This window comes from Streptomyces sp. NPDC045846, assembly GCF_056431605.1.
Window position 1 is genome coordinate 1,046,885 of sequence record NZ_JBWKKJ010000001.1, and the last position, 21,074, is coordinate 1,067,958.

Below are 21,074 nucleotides of genomic sequence, written 5' to 3' on the forward strand. Positions count from 1 at the left end.
GTCTCTCCTTCGGTCGGTGTGGTGGGAGGCGGTCGTGCTCAGCCGAGGCGCGGCAGCACCTTGGTGCGGTAGAAGTCGAAGAACCCCTGCTGGTCCTTGCCGATCTGGTTGATGTACACGGTGTCGAAGCCCGCGTCCACGTACCCCTTGACCGCCGCCACATGCGCCTCCGGATCGGGCCCGCAGGTCACGTTCGCACGGACGCGGTCGGGCGTGACGAGTTCGCAGGCCTGCTCGAAGTGGTGCGGCGTGGGCAGGATCTGCGCCAGCTCACCGGGCAGCTGCTCGTTGGCCCAGAGCCGGTGCGCGGTGCGCACCGCGTCCTCCTCGTCGGCGGCCCAGCAGACCTTGAGCCCGGCGAACACCGGCTTGGTCCCCCCTCCGCTGCGCCGGAACCGCTCGATGGAGGTGGCGTCGGGCGCCATGGTGATGAAGCCGTCCCCGACCCGGCCCGCGACCTCGGCGGCCAGCGGCCCGAAGGCGGACACGTCGATGGGCACGGGTTCGTCGGGAACGGTGTAGAGGCGGGCGTTCTCCACGGTGTAGTGCTTCCCGTGGTGGCTGACCTGCTCGCCGGTGAAGAGCTGGCGCATCACCCGGACGGCTTCCTCCAGCATCTCCAGGCGTACGGCGGCCTCCGGCCACGGGTCGCCCAGGATGTGTTCGTTGAGCGCCTCCCCGCTGCCGATGCCGAGCCGGAAGCGGCCGCCGAGCTGCACCGCGCTGGTGGCCGCGGCCTGGGCGACCACGGCGGGGTGCATCCGCAGCGTGGGGCAGGTCACCGCGGTCTCCACGGGGAGCGAGACCGCCTGCGACAGCGCTCCGATCACCGACCAGACGAACGGGGACTGGCCCTGCTGGTCGTTCCACGGGTGGTAGTGGTCGGAGATCCACAGCGAGGTGAATCCGGCCTGCTCCGCCATCCTGGCCTGTTCCACCAGCTCGGCGGGGGTGTGCTCCTCGCTGGACAGGAAGTAGCCGTATTCCGTCATGGGGACTCCTCACAGGCGGTGAAACCGTGCTCCCACCCGGGTGGCCGAAGAAGGGGCCGGGAAACCGCCCCGTGGCCACGAGTTCGACGGCGCACACCGGCGCCCTCACCCGTCACCCTAGGCGCGCCCGTCCCCTCCCGCCTGCGGGAGCGGACGGCTGACGGCCGACTGGCGGGAGCGCACGGGGCCGGGTAGCCCTGGACGAGTGTGGGCACTCGGCTCAGGGGTACTGGCGCAGCGCGGACGGGGAGCGACATCCGACGAGGAGGAGCGATGGATCTGCCCGACAACCCCGCTTCGCCCGGGCGCGAGGCAGGCACCGGTACGGCGGGCCTGGACACCGCGGCGCTGGAGCGCGCCCTGCGCGAGCGGGTCGACGGGGAGGTCCGGTTCGACGCCGGGAGCCGTGGGGCCTACAGCACCGACGGATCCAACTACCGGCAGGTCCCGATCGGGGTGGTCGTGCCACGCTCGGTCGAGGCCGGCGCCGAGGCGGTCGCGGTGTGCGCCGAGTTCGGCGCGCCGGTCCTCTCGCGCGGCGGAGGGACCAGCCTGGCGGGCCAGTGCACCAACACGGCGGTCGTCATCGACTGGACCAAGCACTGCGACGCCCTCGTCTCGGTCGACCCCGTGCGGCGCACCTGCGTGGTCGAGCCGGGCCTCGTCCTGGACGAGCTCAACCGCCAACTGGAGCCGCACAGACTGAAGTTCGGGCCGAAGCCCTCGACCCACAGCCACTGCGCGCTCGGCGGCATGATCGGGAACAACTCCTGCGGCGCCTCCGCCCAGGCCTACGGCAAGACCGTCGACAACGTACGGCGGCTTGAGGTGCTGACCTACGACGGGACGCGGATGTGGGTCGGCGCCACCCCCGACGAGGAGTTCGCGGCCATCGTCGCCGAGGGCGGGCGACGGGGCGAGCTCTACCAGGGGATGCGCGACCTCATCGACCGCCATCTCGCCGAGGTCAGGCGCGGCTTCCCGAAGATCCCCCGCAGGGTGTCCGGCTACAACCTCGACTCGCTGCTCCCGGAGAACGGCTTCGACGTGGCGCGCGCCCTGGTGGGCAGCGAAGGCACGCTGGTGACCGTGCTGCACGCGGAGCTCGACCTCGTGCCGGTGCCGCCCCGCGAGTCCATGCTGGTGCTCGGCTACCCCGACATCTGTGCCGCCGCCGACGACGTGCCCCGCCTCCTCGAACACAGCACACCGGCCCAACTGGAGGCGCTGGACGGGCGGATGGCGCAGCTCATGCGGGAGGAGCACGCCTACCTCGAATCCCTCGACCGCTTCCCGGAGGGCGAGAGCTGGCTGCTCGTGCAGTTCACCGGGGACACCCAGGACGACGTCGACGAGCAGGCCCACGCCCTGCTGCGGTCGCTGGGCCGGGAGGAGAAGGACGCCTCGGTGGCGTTCTCCGACGACCCGGCGCGCGAACAGCAGCTCCTCAAGGCCCGCGAGGCCGGGCTCGGGGTGACCGCGCGTCCGCCCGACGAGCGCGAGACGTGGGAGGGCTGGGAGGACTCGGCCGTGCCGCCGGAGCGCCTGGGCGACTACCTGCGCTCCCTCAAGGAGCTGTTCGAGGAATTCGGCTACGACCATCCCTCGCTGTACGGGCACTTCGGCCAGGGGTGCGTCCACACCCGCATCCCCTTCGGCCTGAAGACGGCCGAGGGGGTGGCCTCCTTCCGCCGGTTCCTGTTCAGGGCGGCGGACCTGGTCGCGACCTTCGGCGGGTCGCTGTCGGGCGAGCACGGCGACGGGCAGGCCCGCGGCGAGCTCCTGGTCCGCATGTTCGGCGAGCCGCTCGTGGGGGCGTTCGGTGAGCTGAAGGCGCTGTTCGACCCGGACGACCGGATGAACCCGGGAAAGATCGTCAGCCCCTACCGCGCGGACGAGAACCTGCGGCTCGGCTCGCGGTGGCGGCCGCGGGAGCTCGACACCCACTTCGGCTACCCCGACGACGAGGGCTCCTTCACCCGGGCGGTGCTGCGCTGCGTCGGCATCGGGAACTGCCGCACCCACTCCGGCGGCGTCATGTGCCCCTCCTACCGGGCCACGGGGGAGGAGGAGCACTCCACCCGGGGCCGGGCCCGGCTGCTGTTCGAGATGCTGGACGGCCACGCCGACTCGCCCGTGACCGGCGGCTGGCGCTCGACCGAGGTGAACGACGCCCTCGACCTCTGCCTGGCCTGCAAGGGCTGCAAGTCCGACTGCCCGACCGGCGTCGACATGGCCACCTACAAGGCCGAGTTCCTCTCCCACCACTACACGGGCCGACTGCGCCCGGCCGCGCACTACTCGCTGGGGAGGCTGCCGCTGTGGGCGCGCCTGTCCCGGCTGGCCCCCAGGATGGCCAACGCCCTCCTGCGCGCCCCCGGCATCGCCCGGCTCGGCAAACAGGCCGCGGGAGTGGCGCCCCAGCGCGAGGCACCCGCCTTCGCCGAGCAGTCGTTCGTGCAGTGGTGGGCGGCGCGCGGCATGCCCGAGCCCGATCCGGCCGACGCGCACACCGTCGTCCTGTGGCCCGACACGTTCTCCACGTACTTCCACCCCGGCGTCGCCAAGTCGGCGGTACGGGTCCTGGAGAGCGCCGGGTTCCATGTCGCGGTGCCCACGCAGGCCGTGTGCTGCGGCCTGACCTGGATCTCCACCGGCCAACTGGCCACCGCCCGGCGGGTGTTGCACCGCACCCTGGACGTGCTGCGGCCATGGCTTGAGGCGGGCACCCCGATCGTGGGTCTCGAGCCGTCGTGCACCGCCGTCTTCCGCGCGGACGCGCCGGAACTGATGCCGGACGACCAGGACGTACAGCGCCTGGCCCAGCAGACCCGGACCCTCGCCGAGTTCCTGCTCGAACACGCGCCGCCCGAGTGGCAGCCGCCCCGGCTCTCCCGGCAGGCCGTCGTCCAGCCGCACTGCCACCAGCACGCGGTGCTCAAGGACGACGCCGACCGTGAACTGATGCGCCGCACGGGCCTGGACGCCGACGTCCTGGACGAGGGCTGCTGCGGCCTGGCCGGCAACTTCGGCTTCGAGCAGGGCCATTACGACCTGTCCATGAAGATCGGCGAGCAGGGCGTGCTGCCCGCGGTCCGCGACGCCTCGCCGGGCTCCCTCGTCATCGCCGACGGGTTCAGCTGCCGCACCCAGATCGAGCAGGGCGACACCGGCCGCCGGGCGGTTCACCTCGCCGAGGCGCTGGCGCTCGGGCTCGACGGGCCACTGCCGGCCACCCACCCGGAGAAGCTCGCCGCCCGTCCGGAGCCGTCGCCCAAGGACGCGCGGCTGGCCACCGGCGCGGCCTGCCTGGCCCTGGGCGGCGGAGCGGCCGCCCTCTACGCCGTGACCCGCCGGCGCCGCAGGTGACCGAAAGGCTCCGCCCCCACCCCCGACCCAGCGAAACGCACCAGCGAAAGGCTGTCCCGTGTCCCTCAAAGTCTCCGACTACGTTCTCCAGCGGCTGCGCGAGTGGGAGGTCGAGAACGTCTTCGCCTACCCGGGCGACGGCATCAACGGCCTGCTCGCCGCGTGGGGGCGCGCCGAGAACAAGCCCCGGTTCATCCAGGCCCGGCACGAGGAGATGGCCGCCTTCGAAGCCGTCGGCTACGCCAAGTTCTCCGGCCGGGTCGGCGTGTGCGCGGCCACCTCGGGCCCGGGCGCCATCCACCTCCTCAACGGCCTGTACGACGCGAAGCTGGACCACGTGCCGATCGTCGCGATCGTGGGCCAGACCAACCGCAGCGCCATGGGCGGCTCCTACCAGCAGGAGGTCGACCTGCTGAGCCTCTACAAGGACGTGGCCGGCGACTTCTGCGAGATGGTCACCGTGCCCGAGCAGCTGCCCAACGTCCTCGACCGCGCGATGCGCATCGCGCGTGCGCAGCGCACGGTGACCGCGATCATCATCCCGGCCGACGTGCAGGAGCTGGACTACTCGCCGCCGCAGCACGCCTTCAAGATGGTGCCCTCCAGCCTCGGCATGGCCGCCTACGCGCCGGTCCCGGCCGACGACGACATCGCCCGGGCCGCGGAGGTGCTCAACGCGGGGGAGAAGGTGGCCATCCTCATCGGACAGGGTGCCCGGGGCGCCCAGCCCGAGGTGCGCGAGGCCGCCGACGTGCTCGGCGCCGGCGTGGCCAAGGCCCTGCTCGGCAAGGACGCGCTGCCCGACGACCTGCCGTACGTGACCGGCTCGATCGGCCTGCTCGGAACGCGGCCCAGCTACGAGCTGATGCAGGGCTGCGACACCCTGCTCGTCATCGGATCGAGCTTCCCCTACACCCAGTTCATGCCCGGTCTCGACCAGGCCCGCGCGGTGCAGATCGACATCGACCCGCACATGGTCGGGCTGCGCTACCCGTTCGAGGTCAACCTCGTCGGCGACGCGAGCGAGACCCTCAAGCGGCTCCTGCCGCAGCTGCGGCGCAAGGGTCACGGCAAGTGGCGCAAGAAGATCGAGAAGGACACGGCACGCTGGTGGGAGGTGATGGAGCGGCGCGCCGCGGTGGAGGCCGATCCGATCAACCCCGAGTACGTGGTGCACGCCCTTGACGCGCTCCTGCCCGACAACGTGATCCTGGCCGCCGACTCCGGCTCCGCCGCCAACTGGTACGCCCGCCACCTGCGCATGCGCGGTTCGATGCGCGGCTCGCTGTCGGGCACCCTGGCCACCATGGGCCCCGGCGTCCCCTACGTGATCGGCGCCAAGTTCGCCCACCCCGACCGCCCGGCCGTCGCGATCGTGGGCGACGGGGCGATGCAGATGAACGGGCTCGCCGAGCTGATCACCGCGGCCAAGTACTACCAGGACTGGAGCGACCCCCGGCTCGTCATCGCGGTGCTCAACAACCAGGACCTCAACCAGGTCACCTGGGAGATGCGCGCCATGTCCGGCGCCCCCCAGTTCCTGCCCTCGCAGGCCCTGCCCGACGTGCCCTACGCCGACTTCGCCCGCTCGATCGGCCTCGGCGGCGTACGCGTGGAGAAGCCGGGCGACGTCGAAGGGGCCTGGCGGCAGGCGCTGGCGGCCGACCGGCCGTTCGTCATCGACTTCCGCACCGACCCCGCGGTGCCGCCGATCCCGCCCCACGCCTCGCTGGACCAGATCGAGGCCGCGGCCGCGTCGGTCCTCAAGGGGGACAGCGACCGCGCCGGGATGATCAAGCAGGGCCTCAAGGCCAAGGTGCAGGAGATGCTTCCGGGCACCCGCCACCGCCACCCGGACGGCGGGGACGAGACGCGATGACCTCCGTGCCCTCCGGCGGTGTCCCCTCGGCCGGTGATCCCCTTGTCGAGGAGGTCGAAGCGGCCGCGTACACGCTGCCCACCGACGCCCCGGAGGCCGACGGCACGCTGGAGTGGGACAAGACGACCCTCGTCGTGGTCCATGTCCGCTCCGGCGCCGCCGTGGGGCTCGGCTACACCTACGGAGCCCCCGAGACGGCCGCCTACGTCCGCGGGCACCTGGCGTCCGTGGTGGAGGGCCGCTCGGTGTGGGACGTGCCGGGCGCCAACGAGGCGATGACCCGGGCGGTGCGCAACGACGGCCGTCCGGGCCTGGTCGCGGGCGCGATCTCCGCCGTCGACATCGCCCTGTGGGACCTCAAGGCCAGAACCCTCGGCGTGCCGCTGACCCGCCTGCTCGGTCGGGCCCACCCGCGGGTGCCGGTGTACGGGAGCGGCGGTTTCACCACGTACGACGCCCGGCGCCAGGACGAGCAACTGCGGCACTGGGTCGAGGACCAGGGCATCCCCCGGGTCAAGATCAAGATCGGTGAGTCGTGGGGGAGGGGCGAGCGGCGCGACCGGGAACGCGTCGCCGAGGCCCGCGCCTCCATCGGTGACACCACCGCCCTCTACGTCGACGCCAACGGCGCCTACACCGTGAAACAGGCCGTGCGGATGGGGAGTTGCCTCGATAGCCACGGCGTCACCTGGTTCGAGGAACCCGTCTCGTCGGACGACCTCGAAGGCCTCGCCCGGATCCGGGCGGCCGTCAGCGTGGACGTGGCCGCCGGCGAATACGGCTACACGCTGGCCTACTTCGGGCACATGCTGCGGGCCGGCGCGGTGGACTGCCTCCAGGCGGACGCGACCCGCTGCGGGGGGCTCACCGTGTGGCTGCGCGCCGCGGCCCTCGCCGAGGCGTTCGGGCTGCAGATCTCCGGACACTGCGCCCCGCACGCGCACGCGGCCGCCGCGGCGGCCGCGCCCAACCTGCGCCATCTGGAGTGGTTCCACGACCACGTCCGGCTGGAGTCGCTTCTGTTCGACGGCACCCTGGACCCCAAGGGCGGACACATCACCCCGGGCGCCGACGGCTCCCCGGGCCACGGACTGACGCTGAGGACCGCCCATGCCGAGCCCTACCGCACCGGCTGACCCGGCAACCACACCGCCGCCGTCGGCGGCCCCCCGTCGCACGCGAAAGGCGAGGCCATGCCCGAGACCGTAGTCATCACCGGAGCGAGCGCCGGCATCGGCCGTGCCACCGCCCGCCTCTTCGCCCGGCGCGGAGCCAATGTCGCGCTCCTGGCCCGGGGTGAGGCGGGCCTGGACGCGGCCGCGGCGGAGGTCGACGAGCTCGGCGGGCACGCCCTGGCGATCCCCGTCGACGTGGCCGACCACGACCAGGTCGACAAGGCCGCGGACACCGCCGAGGCCGCCTTCGGCCCCATCGACGTGTGGGTCAACGTCGCGTTCACCTCGGTGTTCGCTCCCTTCACCGAGATCAGCGCGGAGGAGTTCCGGCGCGTCACGGAGGTGACCTACCTCGGCTTCGTGCACGGCACGCGCACCGCGCTGGCCCGGATGGTCCCCCGTGACCGGGGCACCATCGTGCAGGTGGGCTCGGCGCTCGGAGAGCGATCCATCCCGCTCCAGTCGGCGTACTGCGGAGCCAAGCACGCCGTGAACGGGTTCACCTCGTCGGTGCGTACCGAGCTCCTCCACACCAAGAGCCGGGTGCGCGTCACCGTGGTGCAGATGCCGGCCGTGAACACGCCCCAGTTCTCCTGGGTGCGCTCGCGCCTGCCCGGGCATCCGCAGCCGGTTCCGCCGATCTACCAGCCCGAAGTCGCCGCCCGGGCCGTCCTGTTCGCGGCCGACCACCCGGGCCGCAAGCAGTACTACGTCGGCGCGTCCACCGTCGCGACCCTCTGGGCCAACCGGTTCGTGCCCGCGCTCCTGGACCGCTACCTCGCCCGCACCGGCTACGCGTCCCAGCAGCGCGAGGACCTGCCGCCGGAGGCGGCCCGTGGCAATCTGTGGCGTCCCCTCGACCAGGAGCCGGGCGACGACCACGGCGCACACGGCATCTTCGACGAGGACGCCCACGCCCGCTCCTACCAGGTGGCGCTGGCCCGCCGTCCCCTGCTCACCACGGGCGCCGGGCTTGGCGTCCTCGGTGTGGCGGGATGGGCCCTGCGCCGCTGTCGCGGCCGGGCGTGAACCCGTGACCGCGACCAGCGGGGCGCACCTGCCGATACGAGGTTTTCTCCTGCTGTCCCGTGGTAGTCCGGTAGTGCGTTCCTTGCGTACGAAGGAATGAAGGCGCCGGACGGGTTGGGACCATCAGCCGCCGGCGCCGCCCTTGTCCGGGTGCGGCGGCGGCCGGACCCCGTCGCCTCAGGCGTCGCTGAGGCAGGGCGCGCCGGCCCGCTCCGCGTGCGGCCGGGTCTCGAAGCGCGGCACCGTCGCCGTCGTGGCGAGGGTGGGCCTCGGGGGCAGCGGACGCAGGGGGCGAAGCGCCTGCGGCTGCGCGGCGAGGGTGAACCAGACGACCTTGCCGTCGGAGATGGTGTGGGTGCCCCAGCTGTCGCTGAGGTGCGCGATCAGGGCGAGGCCGCGGCCCCGTTCGGCGAACGGGCGGGGGCCCTGGAGGCGGGGCAGACGGGGGTCGTTGTCCGCCACGGAGGCGGTGAGCTGTCCACGGGCCCAGCGCAGCTCAAGGACGCACCTGTGGTCGCCCTTGGTGTGGCGGTGGACATTGGTGAGGAGTTCGCACACGCCGAGGCTGACGGGCTGGATGATTCCCTCCAGGCGCCAGTGCCGCAGATGTGCGGCGACGATGCGGCGGACCTGCGGTACGCGGGCCGGTGTCGCCTGCAGACTCAGCGTGTACTCCCGGGGACTGTCGATGGTGACCACTGCGACTCCCTTGTCCGGCGGAAGCGGCTCGACGGCCCCTTCCACGTCCGCAGCCACGCGAGGGCTACCAAAAGTAGCCGAATGGGCACAGCGCGGATTCCTCCAGCATGACCCGTACGGCGGCATCCGCAACACGAGGCGCGGGGGCCCCGGCAGTACGGCCCGAGCGCCCGGCGCCGCGTCGCTGACAGGCGGGGACCGGGCGGCGGCGGGATAGTGGGACCGTCTATGGCCGGTGCGTCGGAGGGTGGGCGGTGCGTCGGAACTCCTGGAAGCGAGGGCCTTCGTGACGCGCACACCGACAGACTCCACGGCTCGACTCGGCTCCGGCGCCCCGGTGTTCGGGGCGCCGTGCTGGGTGAGCCTGATGGCTCGCGACCTGACCGACGCGACGGATTTCTACGGTCGGGTGATGGGCTGGACGTTCGTGCCCGCCGGTCTTGGGGACGAGTTCCGGATCGCGCTGGCGGACGGGCTTCCGGTGGCCGGCATCGGGGCGCTCGCCCAGGCTTTCCAGGTCGCGGTGGCGTGGACGCCGTACTTCGCGGTGGAGGACGCGGATGTCACGGCGGCCCGGATCCGCGAGCGCGGCGCGACGGTCGCGGTGGGACCGGTCGCGCTCCAGACCGGGCGGGGCGCGCTGGCCGCCGACCGGGACGGCGCCGTCTTCGGGATCTGGCAGGGCCCCCTGGTCTCCAACTGGGAATCCTGGCGCGACACCGCACCGGCCTGGACCCGGCTGCACACCCGCGACGCCTTCGACGCGGCGATCTTCTACGGCGAGGTCCTCGACTGGGCCTGCGACCGCCCCGGCTGCTGCGACGTGCAGTACGAGCACGACGAGGTCGTGCTGCGCCATGGCGGGCACATCGTGGCCCGTCTCACCTCCGGCGCCGTCGAGGCCGCCCCCGATCCCAGCCTGCGGCCTCACTGGCACACCCACTTCGCCGTCAAGGACCCGCACCACCACGCCGACCAGGCCCGCGCGCACGGCGCGACCGTGCTCGCCGACGGCACCTCGCCCACCGGCCCCTGGGTCCGCCTCAGCGACCCCGACGGCGCCACCTTCACCCTCAGCAGCACCGGTTAGACGCGTATCCGCGTGGTGTTCATCCGCCGCACCGGGGCAGGATGCCCGGGCGGGGGCCGTAGCGATGGAGGTGGCGTCCATGTGCCGTCTGTTCGGACTGAGCAGTGCCCCGCGCCGCAGCCGGGCCACCTTCTGGCTGCTCGACGCCCCGGACAGCCTCATGGCGCAGAGCCACCGGGACCCGGACGGCACGGGCCTTGGATACTTCGACAGCGACGGCACGCCCCAGGTGCGCAAGGCCCCCGACGCGGCGTACGAGGACCGCGACTTCGCGCGGGAGGCCCGGCAGATCTGCTCGGCCACCTTCCTCGCCCACATCCGTCTGGCCTCGACCGGCAGCCTCACCGCCCCCAACACCCACCCCTTCCAGCAGGACGGGCGGCTCTTCGCGCACAACGGAGTCGTCGAGGATCTGGCGGCCCTGGAGGCCGAGTTGGGGCCGGATCTGTCCCTGGTGGCGGGGGACACGGATTCCGAGCGGGTCTTCGCGCTGATCACCCGCGAGATCCGCCGCGCGCGGGGCGACGTCGGCGCCGGCATCGAGCGGGCCACCCGCTGGATCGCCGGGCATCTGCCCGTCTACTCGCTCAACCTCGTCCTGACCACCCCGGACGAACTGTGGGCCCTGCGTTATCCGGCGACGCACGAGCTGTATGTACTGGAGCGTGAGGCGGGCGGCCCGCACGGGGCACGGCACCTGGACCACAGCGGCAGCGCCGGTCACATGCGCGTCCACTCCGGCGACCTCGCCGACGCCCCCGCGGTCGTCGTGGCGAGCGAGCGCATGGACGAGCATCCCGCCTGGCGCCTGATGGAGTCGGGGGAACTGCTCCACGTCACGCCCCACGGCGGCGCCGAACGCAGGATCGTCCTGCCGGACGCACCGGCCCGCCCGCTCCAACTCGCCGATCTGTCGGAGCGGGCGGCCCACTCGCAGAAGTCGGGCGGGTGAGCCGGTATCGCCCCTGCGGCTTGGTGCCGGGTGACTACGGACGGCTGTCGGGGTCCGAGGCGTCCGGTGTCTGCGAGGCCTCCGGCGGCTGCCAGGAGTCCGAGCGCGGCTGAGGCTCCTGCGGAGGCATGGGCTTGCGGGCGGCTCGACGGCTGCCGAACCAGAAGGCCCCGATCAGCACCGCGACGATGATGACGCCCACGACCGTGAACAGCCAGGACGTCGAGTTGGCGGCGAGTGTCTGCGTAGCAGCGAAAACGGTCATGGAAAACGCCTACCCCCGATGAGGCCGACCTGACACGGAGTACCCGGTGTGCGCGGCATCCGGCCCCATCGGCCTCGGCCGGGTGACTGTGCGTGACCGTTCGGGATGCGAGGGTCCCGGGTCGCTGTTTGGCTGGAGGCATCTGCATCCCCCCGAGTTCAGGAGTGATCATGAGCGTTGCAGACGAGTTCGGTGCCCGTGCCCAGCAGATGCGCCAGAAGGCGGAGGAGCTGGAGCAGGCCGCGGAGCGCGCCGCCGACCCGGAGGAGCGCCAGCGGCTGAAGGACAAGGCCCGCCGTCTCCAGGAGCAGAGCAAGATGCCGGGCGACAGCGGTGGCATCGACCCCATGTGAATGAGCCCGCACAGCGCCGCGGCGGCCCCTCGTTGGTGATGAGGGGCCGCCGAGGGGCGTTTCGGTTGACCGCTGAATTGGCTTGCGTAGCACGTGAGTTGACGGGCTGTCACCCGCCGAGGATGCCGGGCAGGGCGAGTCCGCCGAGCAGGGCCGTGCCCACCAGGAGCCAGGCGACGTAGTCGCCGATGTGGCCGGAGTGCAGCCGGCGCAACGGCGCCGTCCAGGCCTGTGATTCCCGGCCCGCCGGGCCGCGGACCGCCATCCCGGCGAGACCCGCCGCCAGCGCGGCCGACAGAAGGCCCAGCAGAACGCCGGTGGGCGTCCAGTGCGGCGCGTGGGGCGCGGTCGGGTCGAAGGCGCGGCCGACCGCCGTGGCCAGGCCCGGGATCAGGCCCGCCGCCAGTGTCCCGGCCAGCAGCAGGGCCGGGACCGCGATCATGGTGGCCGGTACCCGGCCGATCCTTCCCTCGGTCTCGGGCTCCTCGTCCGCCCCGCTCGTCTCGTGCCCCGGGTCGCCCGGCGGCCGCGGACCGAGCCCGAGGAACACGCGCGCCGCGATGCGCAGCACGGCGCCCGCGGTGACCGCGGAGACGGCCACGAACAGGACGGTGAAGCCGCCGCCCGCCGCCTCCTCGGTGAGGGACTTCCCGAGCCCCGTGCCGAACGGCGGAAACCCGGCCAGGGCCAGGCCGCCCACCGCGAACAGCGCGGCCACCACCGGCAACTCCCGGGCGCGGCCGTGCAGTTCGTGCTCGTCCACGCTGCCGTACCGGTCGAGGAGGATTCCCGCGCAGGCGAACAGGGCCGCCTTGACGCCCGCGTGGCCCAGCACGTAGACGGCCACGCCGCTCGTCGCCTCCGGCTTCAGCAGGCCGATGCCGACCAGGAAGAGCCCGGTGTGCGCGACGGTCGAGTACGCCAGGAGGCGTTTGATGTGGCGCTGCTGCCAGCACATCAGCGCGCCGACCAGGGCGGTCAGGGCGCCGAGCACCACCAGGGCGCGTTCGGCGTCCGCGGTCGGCACCCCGCCCGGTCCGGCGAACACCGTGGAGTAGACCCGCCAGGCGCCGTACAGGCCGAGCTCGACCATGACCCCGGACAGCAGCATGCACACCGGGGTGGGTGCCACCGCGTGGGCGTCGGGGAGCCAGAAGTGGAACGGCAGGGCGGCGGCCTTGACCAGGAGGCCGGTCAGGACGAGGGCGAAGGCGGCCAGAACCAGCGCGTCGGGTCCTCCCTGGGCGTCGAGGTGGCTGCCGATCTGCCGCATGCCGAGCTCTCCGGTGCGGGCGTAGAGCAGCACGATCCCGGTCAGCGTGGCGTACGCGCCGAGCGAGTTGATCACACCGAAGGTGAGCGCGCCCTGGACGGCCTTCGCCTCCTCGACGCGGTAGCCGGTCAGGGCGTACGCCACGACGCTCATCAGCTCGAAGAAGACGAAGGCGTTGAACAGGTCGCCGGTCAGCGCGAATCCGCACATGCCCGCCTGGAAGAGCAGGACCAGGGCGGGGAAGGAGCCCGCGTGGCGGCGCGGCGGCTCGTCGAAGTAGTGCCAGGAGTAGACGAGAACGGCGACGACCAGGACCGAGACCAGGGCGGCGAGGCCGGTCCCGGTCGCGTCGCCGATGAGCACGATGCCCACGCCTTCGCCGTTGCGCGGGCGCCAGCCGCCGACCCATTCGACGGCGTCGCGGGAGGAGTGGAGCAGCAGGACGAGCGCGAGCCCGGCCGTGGCCGCCGCGACGGCGCACGCGACCGACTCGGCCACGATGCGGGGCAGCCGTCGGCCGGCCGCGACCAGGGCCGCGGCGCCGAGCAGCGGAACGGCCAGGACCAGGGGCAGCAGGTGGTTCATCCGCGCAGCTCGGAGAGTTCGTCGGGGTCGACCGTGCCGTGCCGTTTGGCGATCTGTATCACCAGGGCGAGCAGCAGGGCGGTGACCGTGGCGCCGACCACGACATCGGTGAGCGTGAGGGCCTGGACGATCGGGTCCACGAGCGGGCGTGAACCGGGCGGCACGTCGGAGAAGACCGCGGTCGTCGCGCCGTCGCGGTACCCCACAGCCAGCAGCAGGACATACGTGGATGACTGACATACCGTCAGGCAGCCCACGGCGTGCACCAGATTGCGGCTCGTGGCCAGGCCGTAGCAGCCGACCAGGAAGATCCATCCGGCGACGAGATACGGCACGCTGTTCATCACGGCCGGTCCACACCCCCGCTCATCGTTCGTTCCCTTCCTTCGATCCGTTCCCGTCCTCGATCTCGACGGCCTGGTCGAGGAACCGGGCGAGTAGGACGACCACCGCGCAGGCCACCTCCATGCCGACCGCCGCGTTGAGCAGCGGCACGGTGCCGCCGGACGCGAGGGTGTTGAACGTGCCGTAGGGCAGGGTGTTGGCGAGGAACGCCGACCCCATCAGCAGCCCGGCGATGCCGAGGATGACGTAGGCCGCCTCGCCGACCGCGTCACCCACCTCGTACAGGCCGACCGGCCGGATCCGTTCCAGGGCGTGGTAGTCCGCGCCGATGTACAGCAGATGCAGCGAGGTCGCCACGACCACCCCACCCTGGAAGCCGCCGCCGGGGCTGAGCTGTCCGTGCGCGACGACGTACAGGCCGCACAGCAGGGCGACGGGCAGCATGAGCAGCGCGTAGCGGCGGACGGGCGGGGCGACCTCGGCCGGGGCGGGCCGCACCTCGCGTTCGCCGCGGGTCTGGCGCAGCAGGACCACGGTCCCGAGCACCGCCCCGAACAGGATGCTCTCCTCGCCCAGGGTGTCGTAGGCCCGCAGGTCGAAGTTGATGGACGAGATGACGTTGGCGGTGTGCCGGGCGAGGGCCCCCGCGACGGCGCGGTCGCCGTAGGGGTGCCGCGCGCCACCGAAGTGGGGCAGGCGCAGGTAGCCGGCGACGAGCAGCGCCGCGACGGCGAGCCCGCCGGTGGCGAGGACCCACAGGCGCATCCGTCGGCTCATCGTCCACCCTCCTTGTGCTGGCCGCGGCGGCGCACCTTGCGGACGGACAGCAGGATGAGCAGCGGGGTCAGTGCCGACCCGACGGCGAGCTGCGACAGGCCCACATCGGGTGCCTGAAAGACCGTGAAGAGCACCGCGAGCGCGAACCCGAGCACCGCCAGCACCAGGGCCTGGCGGGCGGGGTCGCGCACCGCGACGGCGGCGGTCGCCGCGGCGGCGACGAGCAGCAGCGAGATCAGGGTGAGCGCGTCAGTCACGGTCCGCCGCCCCCGTCCCGGGGAAGCCGCCCGCCAGCGACCGGGAAGCGATCACGTTGCCCGCCACGAGGAGCACTCCGATCAGTACGAGCTTCACCATGGGCCGCCCGGGGCCCGTGGCCACGCACATCGCGGCCACGATGACGGTGGCGGCCACGGCGACCACCGCCGTCAGCAGGTTGGCGTGCGGGGGATGGTCATCGAGGTCCTCGGCGAGCAGCCGGGCGTACACCAGCGTGCCCGCCGGGCCGAGGACGGCGAGCACCAGCGCGAGGTCCACGTAGGAGGGCCGGGCGTAGGCCTGGCTGAGCAGCAGCATGACCAGGGACACCACCGAGGTGCCGAAGTTCTGGGCGACGACGCGGCGCTCCAGCGGGCCGGTCGCCACGCCCCACACCACCGGGCCGAACCCCACTGCGAGCAGGACGGTCGCGGAGACGAGCCAGCCGTTCACCGGCCGCTCATCGCCCGGCGCGCCGCCCGCGCGGCGATCGCCGCCAGCAGTGCGGCCGACCCTCCGACGAGGCACTCCAGGGGGTCGACCGTGCTGATGAGCACCAGCCATCCGCCCGACAGGAGCACCCACCAGGCGAGGACTTCGGCGCCGACGGCCGCCGCTCGACCCATCCGTACATCACCTCACCCGACCCAAAATGAGCTGTTCGGCCCGTTTTCATGGGCTTCCTCATGAAAGCACCGGCGGCTCGCGCGCCTCCGGCGGCGCGCTGTGCCGACGCCTTCGGAGCGCGTCCCTCGAAACCCGCCCCTGCCGGGCCACCCAGTACCCGGAAGGCCAACGGTCAATCACCCCTCCCGCCGGCGGAGCGCCGGCTGACGCCGGGCGCGCGGTGCTCGGCACATCAGCCGGATGGCGGGTGTCGGGAGCCGCATACAAGGCCCGTGGCGGGATACCTGGCTAGGGTCGGAGCTGGAAGAGGCCCGCTCCGGCTGCCGCCGTCCCGTCGCGCCGCGCGGAGCGGCGCTCGGGGATCCCGTCCGGCCTCGAAGAGAGGTACTGGCCGATGCACCCGTCGCTCGCCTGCCCCTCACCCGCGCCGGACGGACGGAAGGACCGCGATGACGCCCGCCGGTCCTGAGGGCGCAGGCCGCGACCCCGCCCGGAGGTCCTCCGTGGGACCGGCGGCCGCGGGAAGGCGCGGGCGCAGAACGAGGATCGTGGTGGGCGGCAGGTCCTGGGTCGCCATCGGCTTCTCCCTCGGCCTGGGCGCGACGCTGGCGTGGCTGACCGTGCAGACGGTGCTCGAAGTCGGCAGTTTGCTCACGCTGCTGCTCCTGTCCGTCTTCATCGCGCTCGCCCTGGAGCCCGTCGTCGCCTGGCTCACCCGGCACCGGATGCGGCGCGGCTGGGCCGTGCTGGTGGTCCTGATCGTCCTGCTCGCGTTCTTCGCGGGCTTTCTGGCGCTGGTCGTACCCCCGGTCACCGACGAGGTCAACGCGCTCGTCAAGGCGGTGCCCGGCTGGCTGAAGCAACTCCACGACCACAACTCGACGCTCGGCAAGTTCGAGGACCGCTACCACGTCCTCGCCAAGGTCAAGGAGCAGTTCTCCTCCGGTGGGGCGGCGGGCCTCGCGGGGGGTCTGCTGGGCGCGGGCCGGGTGGTGGTCGGGGCGGTGACCTCGGCCGTCGTCGTGATCGTGGTGACGGTGTACGTGATGGCGTTCCTGCCCTCCCTGAAGCGGTTCTTCCTGCGCTTCGTCGCGGCCAGCAAGCGCCCGCACGCCCGGGACGTCACGGAGGAGATCCTCAACCGGGTGGGCCGCTACATGCTCGGCAACGTGCTGACCTCGGTGATCGCGGGCCTGGCCACGTTCATCTGGTGTGTGGTCACCGATGTTCCCTACCCCGCGGCGCTCGGCGTCTTCATCGCGCTGATGGACCTGATCCCGATCGTCGGCACCACGATCGGCGGCCTCGTCGTCAGCCTCGTGGCGCTGTCGGTGTCACTGCCCGTGGCCCTGGCGACCGCGGGGTTCTACGTCGCCTTCCGCGTGGCCGAGGACTATCTGATCGTGCCGCGGGTGATGCGGTTCGCCGTCGACGTCCATCCCCTGGTCACGGTCGTGGGCGTGCTCCTGGGCGGCGCCCTGCTCGGCATCGTCGGAGCCCTGGTCGCCATTCCGGTGGCCGTGGCCATCGGCCTGATCCTGGACGAGCACGTCTTCTCCCGGACCGACGCGTCCTGAGCCGCCCCGGCCGCCAGGACGTCAGATCCGCTGGTCGCTGTAGCCGCACACCCAGGACAGGGCGTCGTGCACGCCGCGCGTGAAGTCACGCACGCTCGTCGGCGTGGTGACGTCGTCGAGCTGGACGACGGCCGCGTCCACCTCGGCGGTCAGCAGCCGCAGATCCGGCTGGTGGCGGGGGGCCGTGCCCGTGACCGGGGCCCGGGCGGCGCGGCCCATGGCCCAGCGGTAGGCGGCGGCCACCCCGAGGGCGAACTGGGCGGGCGCGTCGGACCGGGCGGTCAGGTACTTCAGTGCCAGGTCGACATCGGTACGGGGCCGGACACCGACCAAGGGCGTCCCGCCCTCGCGCGTGGCCCGGTCCTGGGATGCGGTCACTTCACTCACCTCTGCATGCCGTGGGTCGTCGCTTCAGGGGGTCTCTAGAGGCGTGTACCCAGCGTGCGGCGTTATTGGCATGTCGTTCGGGGTCCATCTCACCGGACGGCGGAGGCGCTCAGCTCGGCTGTGGGCCGAAGCGCATGACGTAGGGGTCCGGTGAGCTGTCGTAGGGGTGCCAGGCTGCCGGGCCGTCGCCGTTGGGGGAGCCGGTGGCGGCGAACGCGGCGAGCGCCCCGCCGAAGGCGCGGCCCAGCACCCGGTCCGCGTCGTCGACGGCGCCCAGCATCGGAGCGTCGGGGTAGGCGTCGAAGGTGTTGAAGAGGAAGGGGAGCTCGGCGCAGTGGGGGCAGCCGAGGCCGAGTACGTCGGGGTGGGGGCGGCGGGTGAAGCGGTAGACGTACGCCGGGGCGCCGTGGGCCGCCCGATGCGCGGCCAGCTCGGACAGCCCGACGCCGAAGAACAGATCACCGACCCGCTCGGCGAACGCCTCGCCGGGGGAGACGTCGCCGTCGAAGGGCCCGGGATCTGCGGCGGCGTTCGGGACGCCGGTGGTGAGGCGGTCGGTGAGGTGGCCGAGCGCGGCCCGCGCCTCGTCGGCGGTGAGCGCCTTCATGCGCGGATCCAGTGCCAGGAACGCCGTCATCTCGGTGTCGGCGGTGCCGATCAGCACGTCCTTGCCGTCCAGCATGCCGTCGGCCAGGGCCCGCTGCCAGGTGCCGGGCTGGCCGGGGCCGCCGAGCACGGGCCGCATCGCCGGTGTCACGTCCCCGGGGTGCCGGACGAGGGACGCCATCAACTGCCCGTACGCCTCCAGGAGTTGTTCAACGGGAAGAGCGCGCAGCGCCTTGCCCACGTCCGGGGTACCCGCCACGCCGAGCAGGCGTACATAGGCGGCGGTGGTCGCGGCGGCGTCGTCCGGGTCCTGCGGCGCGAGGCCCAGGGGGGCGCTCTGGAGGATCACCCGTCGTACGAGAGCGGCGGTGTCCGGGTCGGTGGCGAGCGCGAGGGCGGAGTGGGCGCCCGCCGACTGGCCGCCGACGGTGATGACCTCGGGGTCACCGCCGAACGCGGCGATGTTCTCCCGCACCCACCGCAGCGCGGCCCCCTGGTCCTGGGCGCCCAGGTTGACCGCCCCTACGGCGGGCAGGTGGAGGTAACCCAGCGGCCCGATACGGTAGTTGAGGGTCACCACGGTGATGTCGCCGAGCGCCGCGAGCCGGGCGCCGTCGTACCAGTCCCAGCCGCCGGAGCCGCTGGAGAACCCGCCGCCGTGGATCCAGACCAGCACCGGCCGGGGGGTCGACCCGGCGCCGAGTGCGTCGGCCGGGGTCCAGACGTTGAGGTTCAGGCACCCCTCCTCGTCCCAGTCCGGAGCCCGGTGCCCCATGACCGCGTCGAGGCGCGAGGCGTTCTGCGGCACCGCCGGGCCCGCCCGGCCGGCATCCCGCACGCCGTGCCACACCGGATGCTCGCGGGGCGCCGCGAAGCGCAGCTCGCCCACCGGGGACGCGGCGTACGGAATCCCCCGGAACGCGGCCACCGGGCCTCCGGTGCCGAACCCCGCCGGGGCGGACGCGACGACGCCCCGCACCCGTCCCCGTCCGGTCGTGACCACCGGGCCTTCCCGCTCTGTCATCGCTTCCGCCTCTCCGCCGAGCGTGCCGACCGTCAACCATGGTGTACAACACCGCTGTTGTCAGCAGGGCCGACCCGGCCGGACCGGGCCCGCCCTCGCGCCCCGCGGACAGGCGCGCCCTGCCCGGACGAGGCCGGCCGGGCCCTATTACCCTGACGGCATGACGACGCACCCGGTGAGTGTTGACGCGATGATCGAGGACCTGAGGACTCTCGTCGAGGTCGAGTCCCCCTCGCGCGACTTCGACGCCCTGGTGGCCTCGGCCAAAACGATCGCGGGTGTCATCGAGAACCGCCTCGGCGGCCACGCCGTCCTCGTCGAGAGCGAGGCCGGTCCGCACGTCCACTGGTCCGGCGGGGGCGACCCCAAGGTGCTGATCCTCGGCCATCACGACACGGTGTTCCCGCTGGGCACCCTGGAGCGCCGTCCGTTCAAGGTCGAGGACGGCCGTGCGACCGGCCCCGGGGTCTTCGACATGCTGGGCGGACTGGTGCAGGCCATCCACGGCCTGGCCGCGCTCGACGACCGTTCGGGCGTCGAGATCCTGGTGACGGCCGACGAAGAGGTGGGCTCGCGCTCGTCCCGCGCCCTCATCGAGGAACGGGCCCTGGCCTGCGGCGCGGTGCTCGTCTTCGAAGGGGCCGCCGACGGAGGCGGTCTGAAGACCGGCCGCAAGGGCTGCGGCACCTTCCAGGTGTCCATCGCGGGCCGCGCCTCGCACGCCGGCCTGGAGCCCGCGGCCGGGGTCAACGCCCTGATCGAGGCGGCCCACCAGGTCCTGGACATCGCGGCGCTGGCCCGTCCCGAGCTCGGCACCACGGTCACCCCGACCGTCGCGGCCGCGGGCACCCTCGACAACGTCGTCCCCGCGGCGGCGACCGTCGTCGTCGACGTCCGCGTCGAGAGTGCCGAGGAGAAGGAGCGGATCGAAGCCGCCTTCGCGGCGCTCACTCCGCATCTCGACGAGGCGCAGGTCACGGTGGTGGGATCCGTCGGCCGTCCCCCCATGCCCGAGTCGGCGTCGGTCGGGCTCTTCGAGGTGGCGCGGCGGCTGATTCCGGGCATCGAGGGCAAGGCGGTGGGCGGCGGGAGCGACGGCAACTTCACGGCCGCGCTGGGGGTGGCGACCCTCGACGGCCTCGGAGCGGTCGGTGGCGGCGCGCACGCCGACCACGAGTACGTGGTGGTCGACGCCATGCCCGAACGAGCCGGTCTGGTGGCCGGATTGGTGCGGGCCATCCAGAGCGGGCAGCCCGGCGGCGTCATGTGACGGCCTGTCTGCCTCCCTCGGGAGCGGTGCCTTCGGCCAGGGCACGGGGGAGTGCGTCGAGCAGGGTGAAGGAGCTGTCGAGGCGGACGAGCGTCAGTATCCGGGACACGCGGGGCGTGCCGCGTATCAGGCGCAGGACACCGCCCCTCCACGCCACGTGTTCGCGTACCGCCAGGAGCAGGCGGATGCCCCCCGCGTCCAGGAAGGTCACCGCACGCAGGTCCAGGACCACGTCGGCGGCGCCCCGGCAGACCAACGCGTGGATGCGCGGCCCGAGTTCACGATGGGCCAGCATGTCCAGCTCGCCGTGCAGTTCGATGATGATGGTGCCGCCCACGGTGCGAGTCCGCAGCCAGAAGGCGAGTTCGTCAGCGCCCACGTCGCGCCTGCCTGTCTCTCGTGTTCACGGTGCCCCGATACCGCACCGGCGCCCGGCATCTATCACTCTCCGTGACCTCTCGGCGAGGTCGAGACGAGGCCGTACAGCAAAAGCCCCTGGTAGTGCTCATGCCCCGACGATCTGGGAATCTCACCTGCGTGAC

At 72.7% G+C, this 21,074-nt stretch carries 21 protein-coding genes; 9 read left to right on the plus strand and 12 right to left on the minus strand.

Annotated features, from left to right (window positions below; translation table 11 throughout):
* Positions 1 to 38 precede the first annotated feature (38 nt).
* A complete protein-coding gene (locus AC07F3_RS04665) occupies positions 39 to 992 on the minus strand; it encodes an LLM class F420-dependent oxidoreductase (RefSeq protein ID WP_479110416.1) in 954 nt (317 codons plus the stop codon).
* A 273-nt stretch (positions 993 to 1,265) separates the two neighbouring features.
* Here AC07F3_RS04665 and AC07F3_RS04670 point away from each other — a divergent pair, with 273 nt between their 5' ends.
* The 4 genes from AC07F3_RS04670 to AC07F3_RS04685 are packed head-to-tail and all read left to right on the plus strand — an operon-like array spanning position 1,266 to position 8,444.
* Positions 1,266 to 4,361 (plus strand): FAD-binding and (Fe-S)-binding domain-containing protein, encoded by a 3,096-nt coding sequence (locus AC07F3_RS04670; RefSeq protein WP_479110418.1) that lies wholly within the window; start codon positions 1,266 to 1,268, stop codon positions 4,359 to 4,361.
* A gap of 58 nt (positions 4,362 to 4,419) precedes the next feature.
* Entirely contained in the window at positions 4,420 to 6,240 is a 1,821-nt protein-coding gene (locus AC07F3_RS04675; RefSeq protein WP_479110420.1) for a thiamine pyrophosphate-requiring protein, read from the plus strand.
* Positions 6,237 to 7,376: an enolase C-terminal domain-like protein gene (locus AC07F3_RS04680; protein ID WP_479110422.1), complete on the plus strand. Its 1,140-nt coding sequence runs from the start codon at positions 6,237 to 6,239 to the stop codon at positions 7,374 to 7,376. The genes AC07F3_RS04675 and AC07F3_RS04680 overlap by 4 nt, the downstream gene beginning before the upstream one ends.
* Before the next feature lie 57 nt (positions 7,377 to 7,433).
* The gene (locus tag AC07F3_RS04685) at positions 7,434 to 8,444 is read left to right on the plus strand and encodes an SDR family oxidoreductase (RefSeq protein WP_479110424.1); all 1,011 of its coding nucleotides are present in this window, start codon (positions 7,434 to 7,436) and stop codon (positions 8,442 to 8,444) included.
* A gap of 177 nt (positions 8,445 to 8,621) precedes the next feature.
* Here AC07F3_RS04685 and AC07F3_RS04690 read toward each other — a convergent pair whose 3' ends face one another.
* Entirely contained in the window at positions 8,622 to 9,200 is a 579-nt protein-coding gene (locus AC07F3_RS04690) for an ATP-binding protein (RefSeq protein ID WP_479110426.1), read from the minus strand.
* Between the two features lie 310 nt (positions 9,201 to 9,510).
* Between AC07F3_RS04690 and AC07F3_RS04695 the strand changes: the two genes are divergently transcribed.
* Complete coding sequence (locus AC07F3_RS04695) at positions 9,511 to 10,233, plus strand: VOC family protein (protein ID WP_479110428.1); 723 nt, start codon at positions 9,511 to 9,513, stop codon at positions 10,231 to 10,233.
* Positions 10,234 to 10,312: 79 nt separating this feature from the next.
* On the plus strand, positions 10,313 to 11,185 hold the full coding sequence (locus AC07F3_RS04700) for a class II glutamine amidotransferase (protein ID WP_479110430.1): 873 nt from the start codon (positions 10,313 to 10,315) through the stop codon (positions 11,183 to 11,185).
* A gap of 34 nt (positions 11,186 to 11,219) precedes the next feature.
* Here the strand turns inward: AC07F3_RS04700 and AC07F3_RS04705 are convergent, their stop codons facing one another.
* Positions 11,220 to 11,450 (minus strand): DUF6479 family protein, encoded by a 231-nt coding sequence (locus AC07F3_RS04705; RefSeq protein ID WP_479110432.1) that lies wholly within the window; start codon positions 11,448 to 11,450, stop codon positions 11,220 to 11,222.
* Positions 11,451 to 11,620: 170 nt separating this feature from the next.
* On the opposite strand from AC07F3_RS04705, the gene AC07F3_RS04710 reads away from it, so the two are divergent.
* Positions 11,621 to 11,803: a DUF6381 family protein gene (locus AC07F3_RS04710; protein ID WP_479110434.1), complete on the plus strand. Its 183-nt coding sequence runs from the start codon at positions 11,621 to 11,623 to the stop codon at positions 11,801 to 11,803.
* Between the two features lie 109 nt (positions 11,804 to 11,912).
* Here the strand turns inward: AC07F3_RS04710 and AC07F3_RS04715 are convergent, their stop codons facing one another.
* From AC07F3_RS04715 to AC07F3_RS04740, 6 genes are read right to left on the minus strand one after another with little or no spacing between them, the layout of a single operon-like run.
* A complete protein-coding gene (locus AC07F3_RS04715) occupies positions 11,913 to 13,661 on the minus strand; it encodes a complex I subunit 5 family protein (protein WP_479110436.1) in 1,749 nt (582 codons plus the stop codon).
* Positions 13,658 to 14,005, minus strand: a complete 348-nt coding sequence (locus AC07F3_RS04720) for a sodium:proton antiporter (RefSeq protein WP_479110438.1) — start codon at positions 14,003 to 14,005, stop codon at positions 13,658 to 13,660. Before AC07F3_RS04720 ends, AC07F3_RS04715 begins: the two co-directional genes overlap by 4 nt.
* Positions 14,006 to 14,027: 22 nt before the next feature.
* Positions 14,028 to 14,783: an MnhB domain-containing protein gene (locus AC07F3_RS04725; protein WP_479110440.1), complete on the minus strand. Its 756-nt coding sequence runs from the start codon at positions 14,781 to 14,783 to the stop codon at positions 14,028 to 14,030.
* Complete coding sequence (locus AC07F3_RS04730) at positions 14,780 to 15,040, minus strand: Na(+)/H(+) antiporter subunit B (protein ID WP_479110442.1); 261 nt, start codon at positions 15,038 to 15,040, stop codon at positions 14,780 to 14,782. Before AC07F3_RS04730 ends, AC07F3_RS04725 begins: the two co-directional genes overlap by 4 nt.
* Positions 15,033 to 15,494, minus strand: a complete 462-nt coding sequence (locus AC07F3_RS04735) for an MrpF/PhaF family protein (RefSeq protein WP_479110444.1) — start codon at positions 15,492 to 15,494, stop codon at positions 15,033 to 15,035. The genes AC07F3_RS04730 and AC07F3_RS04735 overlap by 8 nt, the downstream gene beginning before the upstream one ends.
* On the minus strand, positions 15,491 to 15,667 hold the full coding sequence (locus AC07F3_RS04740) for a hypothetical protein (protein WP_479110446.1): 177 nt from the start codon (positions 15,665 to 15,667) through the stop codon (positions 15,491 to 15,493). Before AC07F3_RS04740 ends, AC07F3_RS04735 begins: the two co-directional genes overlap by 4 nt.
* 552 nt (positions 15,668 to 16,219) lie before the next feature.
* On the opposite strand from AC07F3_RS04740, the gene AC07F3_RS04745 reads away from it, so the two are divergent.
* Entirely contained in the window at positions 16,220 to 17,245 is a 1,026-nt protein-coding gene (locus AC07F3_RS04745) for an AI-2E family transporter (RefSeq protein WP_479110447.1), read from the plus strand.
* A gap of 21 nt (positions 17,246 to 17,266) precedes the next feature.
* Here the strand turns inward: AC07F3_RS04745 and AC07F3_RS04750 are convergent, their stop codons facing one another.
* The gene (locus AC07F3_RS04750; protein WP_479110449.1) at positions 17,267 to 17,623 is read right to left on the minus strand and encodes a hypothetical protein; all 357 of its coding nucleotides are present in this window, start codon (positions 17,621 to 17,623) and stop codon (positions 17,267 to 17,269) included.
* 118 nt (positions 17,624 to 17,741) lie between these two features.
* Positions 17,742 to 19,262, minus strand: coding sequence for a carboxylesterase family protein (locus AC07F3_RS04755; RefSeq protein WP_479110451.1), 1,521 nt, complete (start codon positions 19,260 to 19,262; stop codon positions 17,742 to 17,744).
* Positions 19,263 to 19,422: 160 nt separating this feature from the next.
* Between AC07F3_RS04755 and AC07F3_RS04760 the strand changes: the two genes are divergently transcribed.
* Positions 19,423 to 20,532, plus strand: a complete 1,110-nt coding sequence (locus AC07F3_RS04760; RefSeq protein WP_479110453.1) for a M20/M25/M40 family metallo-hydrolase — start codon at positions 19,423 to 19,425, stop codon at positions 20,530 to 20,532.
* On the opposite strand, the gene AC07F3_RS04765 is transcribed toward AC07F3_RS04760, so the two are convergent.
* Positions 20,525 to 20,911 (minus strand): STAS domain-containing protein, encoded by a 387-nt coding sequence (locus tag AC07F3_RS04765; RefSeq protein ID WP_479110454.1) that lies wholly within the window; start codon positions 20,909 to 20,911, stop codon positions 20,525 to 20,527. The two genes, AC07F3_RS04760 and AC07F3_RS04765, sit on opposite strands and share 8 nt — an antisense overlap.
* Between the last annotated feature and the right edge of the window lie 163 nt (positions 20,912 to 21,074).

Excerpts from the sequence above, each read along its gene's own strand:
- AC07F3_RS04665 (WP_479110416.1), bottom strand. The coding sequence starts at position 992 with ATGACGGAATACGGCTACTTCCTGTCCAGCGAGGAGCACACCCCCGCC.
- AC07F3_RS04670 (WP_479110418.1), top strand. The coding sequence starts at position 1,266 with ATGGATCTGCCCGACAACCCCGCTTCGCCCGGGCGCGAGGCAGGCACC.
- AC07F3_RS04680 (WP_479110422.1), top strand. The coding sequence starts at position 6,237 with ATGACCTCCGTGCCCTCCGGCGGTGTCCCCTCGGCCGGTGATCCCCTT.
- AC07F3_RS04685 (WP_479110424.1), top strand. The coding sequence starts at position 7,434 with ATGCCCGAGACCGTAGTCATCACCGGAGCGAGCGCCGGCATCGGCCGT.
- AC07F3_RS04695 (WP_479110428.1), top strand. The coding sequence starts at position 9,511 with ATGGCTCGCGACCTGACCGACGCGACGGATTTCTACGGTCGGGTGATG.
- AC07F3_RS04700 (WP_479110430.1), top strand. The coding sequence starts at position 10,313 with ATGTGCCGTCTGTTCGGACTGAGCAGTGCCCCGCGCCGCAGCCGGGCC.
- AC07F3_RS04705 (WP_479110432.1), bottom strand. The coding sequence starts at position 11,450 with ATGACCGTTTTCGCTGCTACGCAGACACTCGCCGCCAACTCGACGTCC.
- AC07F3_RS04710 (WP_479110434.1), top strand. The coding sequence starts at position 11,621 with ATGAGCGTTGCAGACGAGTTCGGTGCCCGTGCCCAGCAGATGCGCCAG.
- AC07F3_RS04715 (WP_479110436.1), bottom strand. The coding sequence starts at position 13,661 with ATGAACCACCTGCTGCCCCTGGTCCTGGCCGTTCCGCTGCTCGGCGCC.
- AC07F3_RS04720 (WP_479110438.1), bottom strand. The coding sequence starts at position 14,005 with ATGAACAGCGTGCCGTATCTCGTCGCCGGATGGATCTTCCTGGTCGGC.
- AC07F3_RS04725 (WP_479110440.1), bottom strand. The coding sequence starts at position 14,783 with ATGAGCCGACGGATGCGCCTGTGGGTCCTCGCCACCGGCGGGCTCGCC.
- AC07F3_RS04740 (WP_479110446.1), bottom strand. The coding sequence starts at position 15,667 with ATGGGTCGAGCGGCGGCCGTCGGCGCCGAAGTCCTCGCCTGGTGGGTG.
- AC07F3_RS04755 (WP_479110451.1), bottom strand. The coding sequence starts at position 19,262 with ATGACAGAGCGGGAAGGCCCGGTGGTCACGACCGGACGGGGACGGGTG.
- AC07F3_RS04760 (WP_479110453.1), top strand. The coding sequence starts at position 19,423 with ATGACGACGCACCCGGTGAGTGTTGACGCGATGATCGAGGACCTGAGG.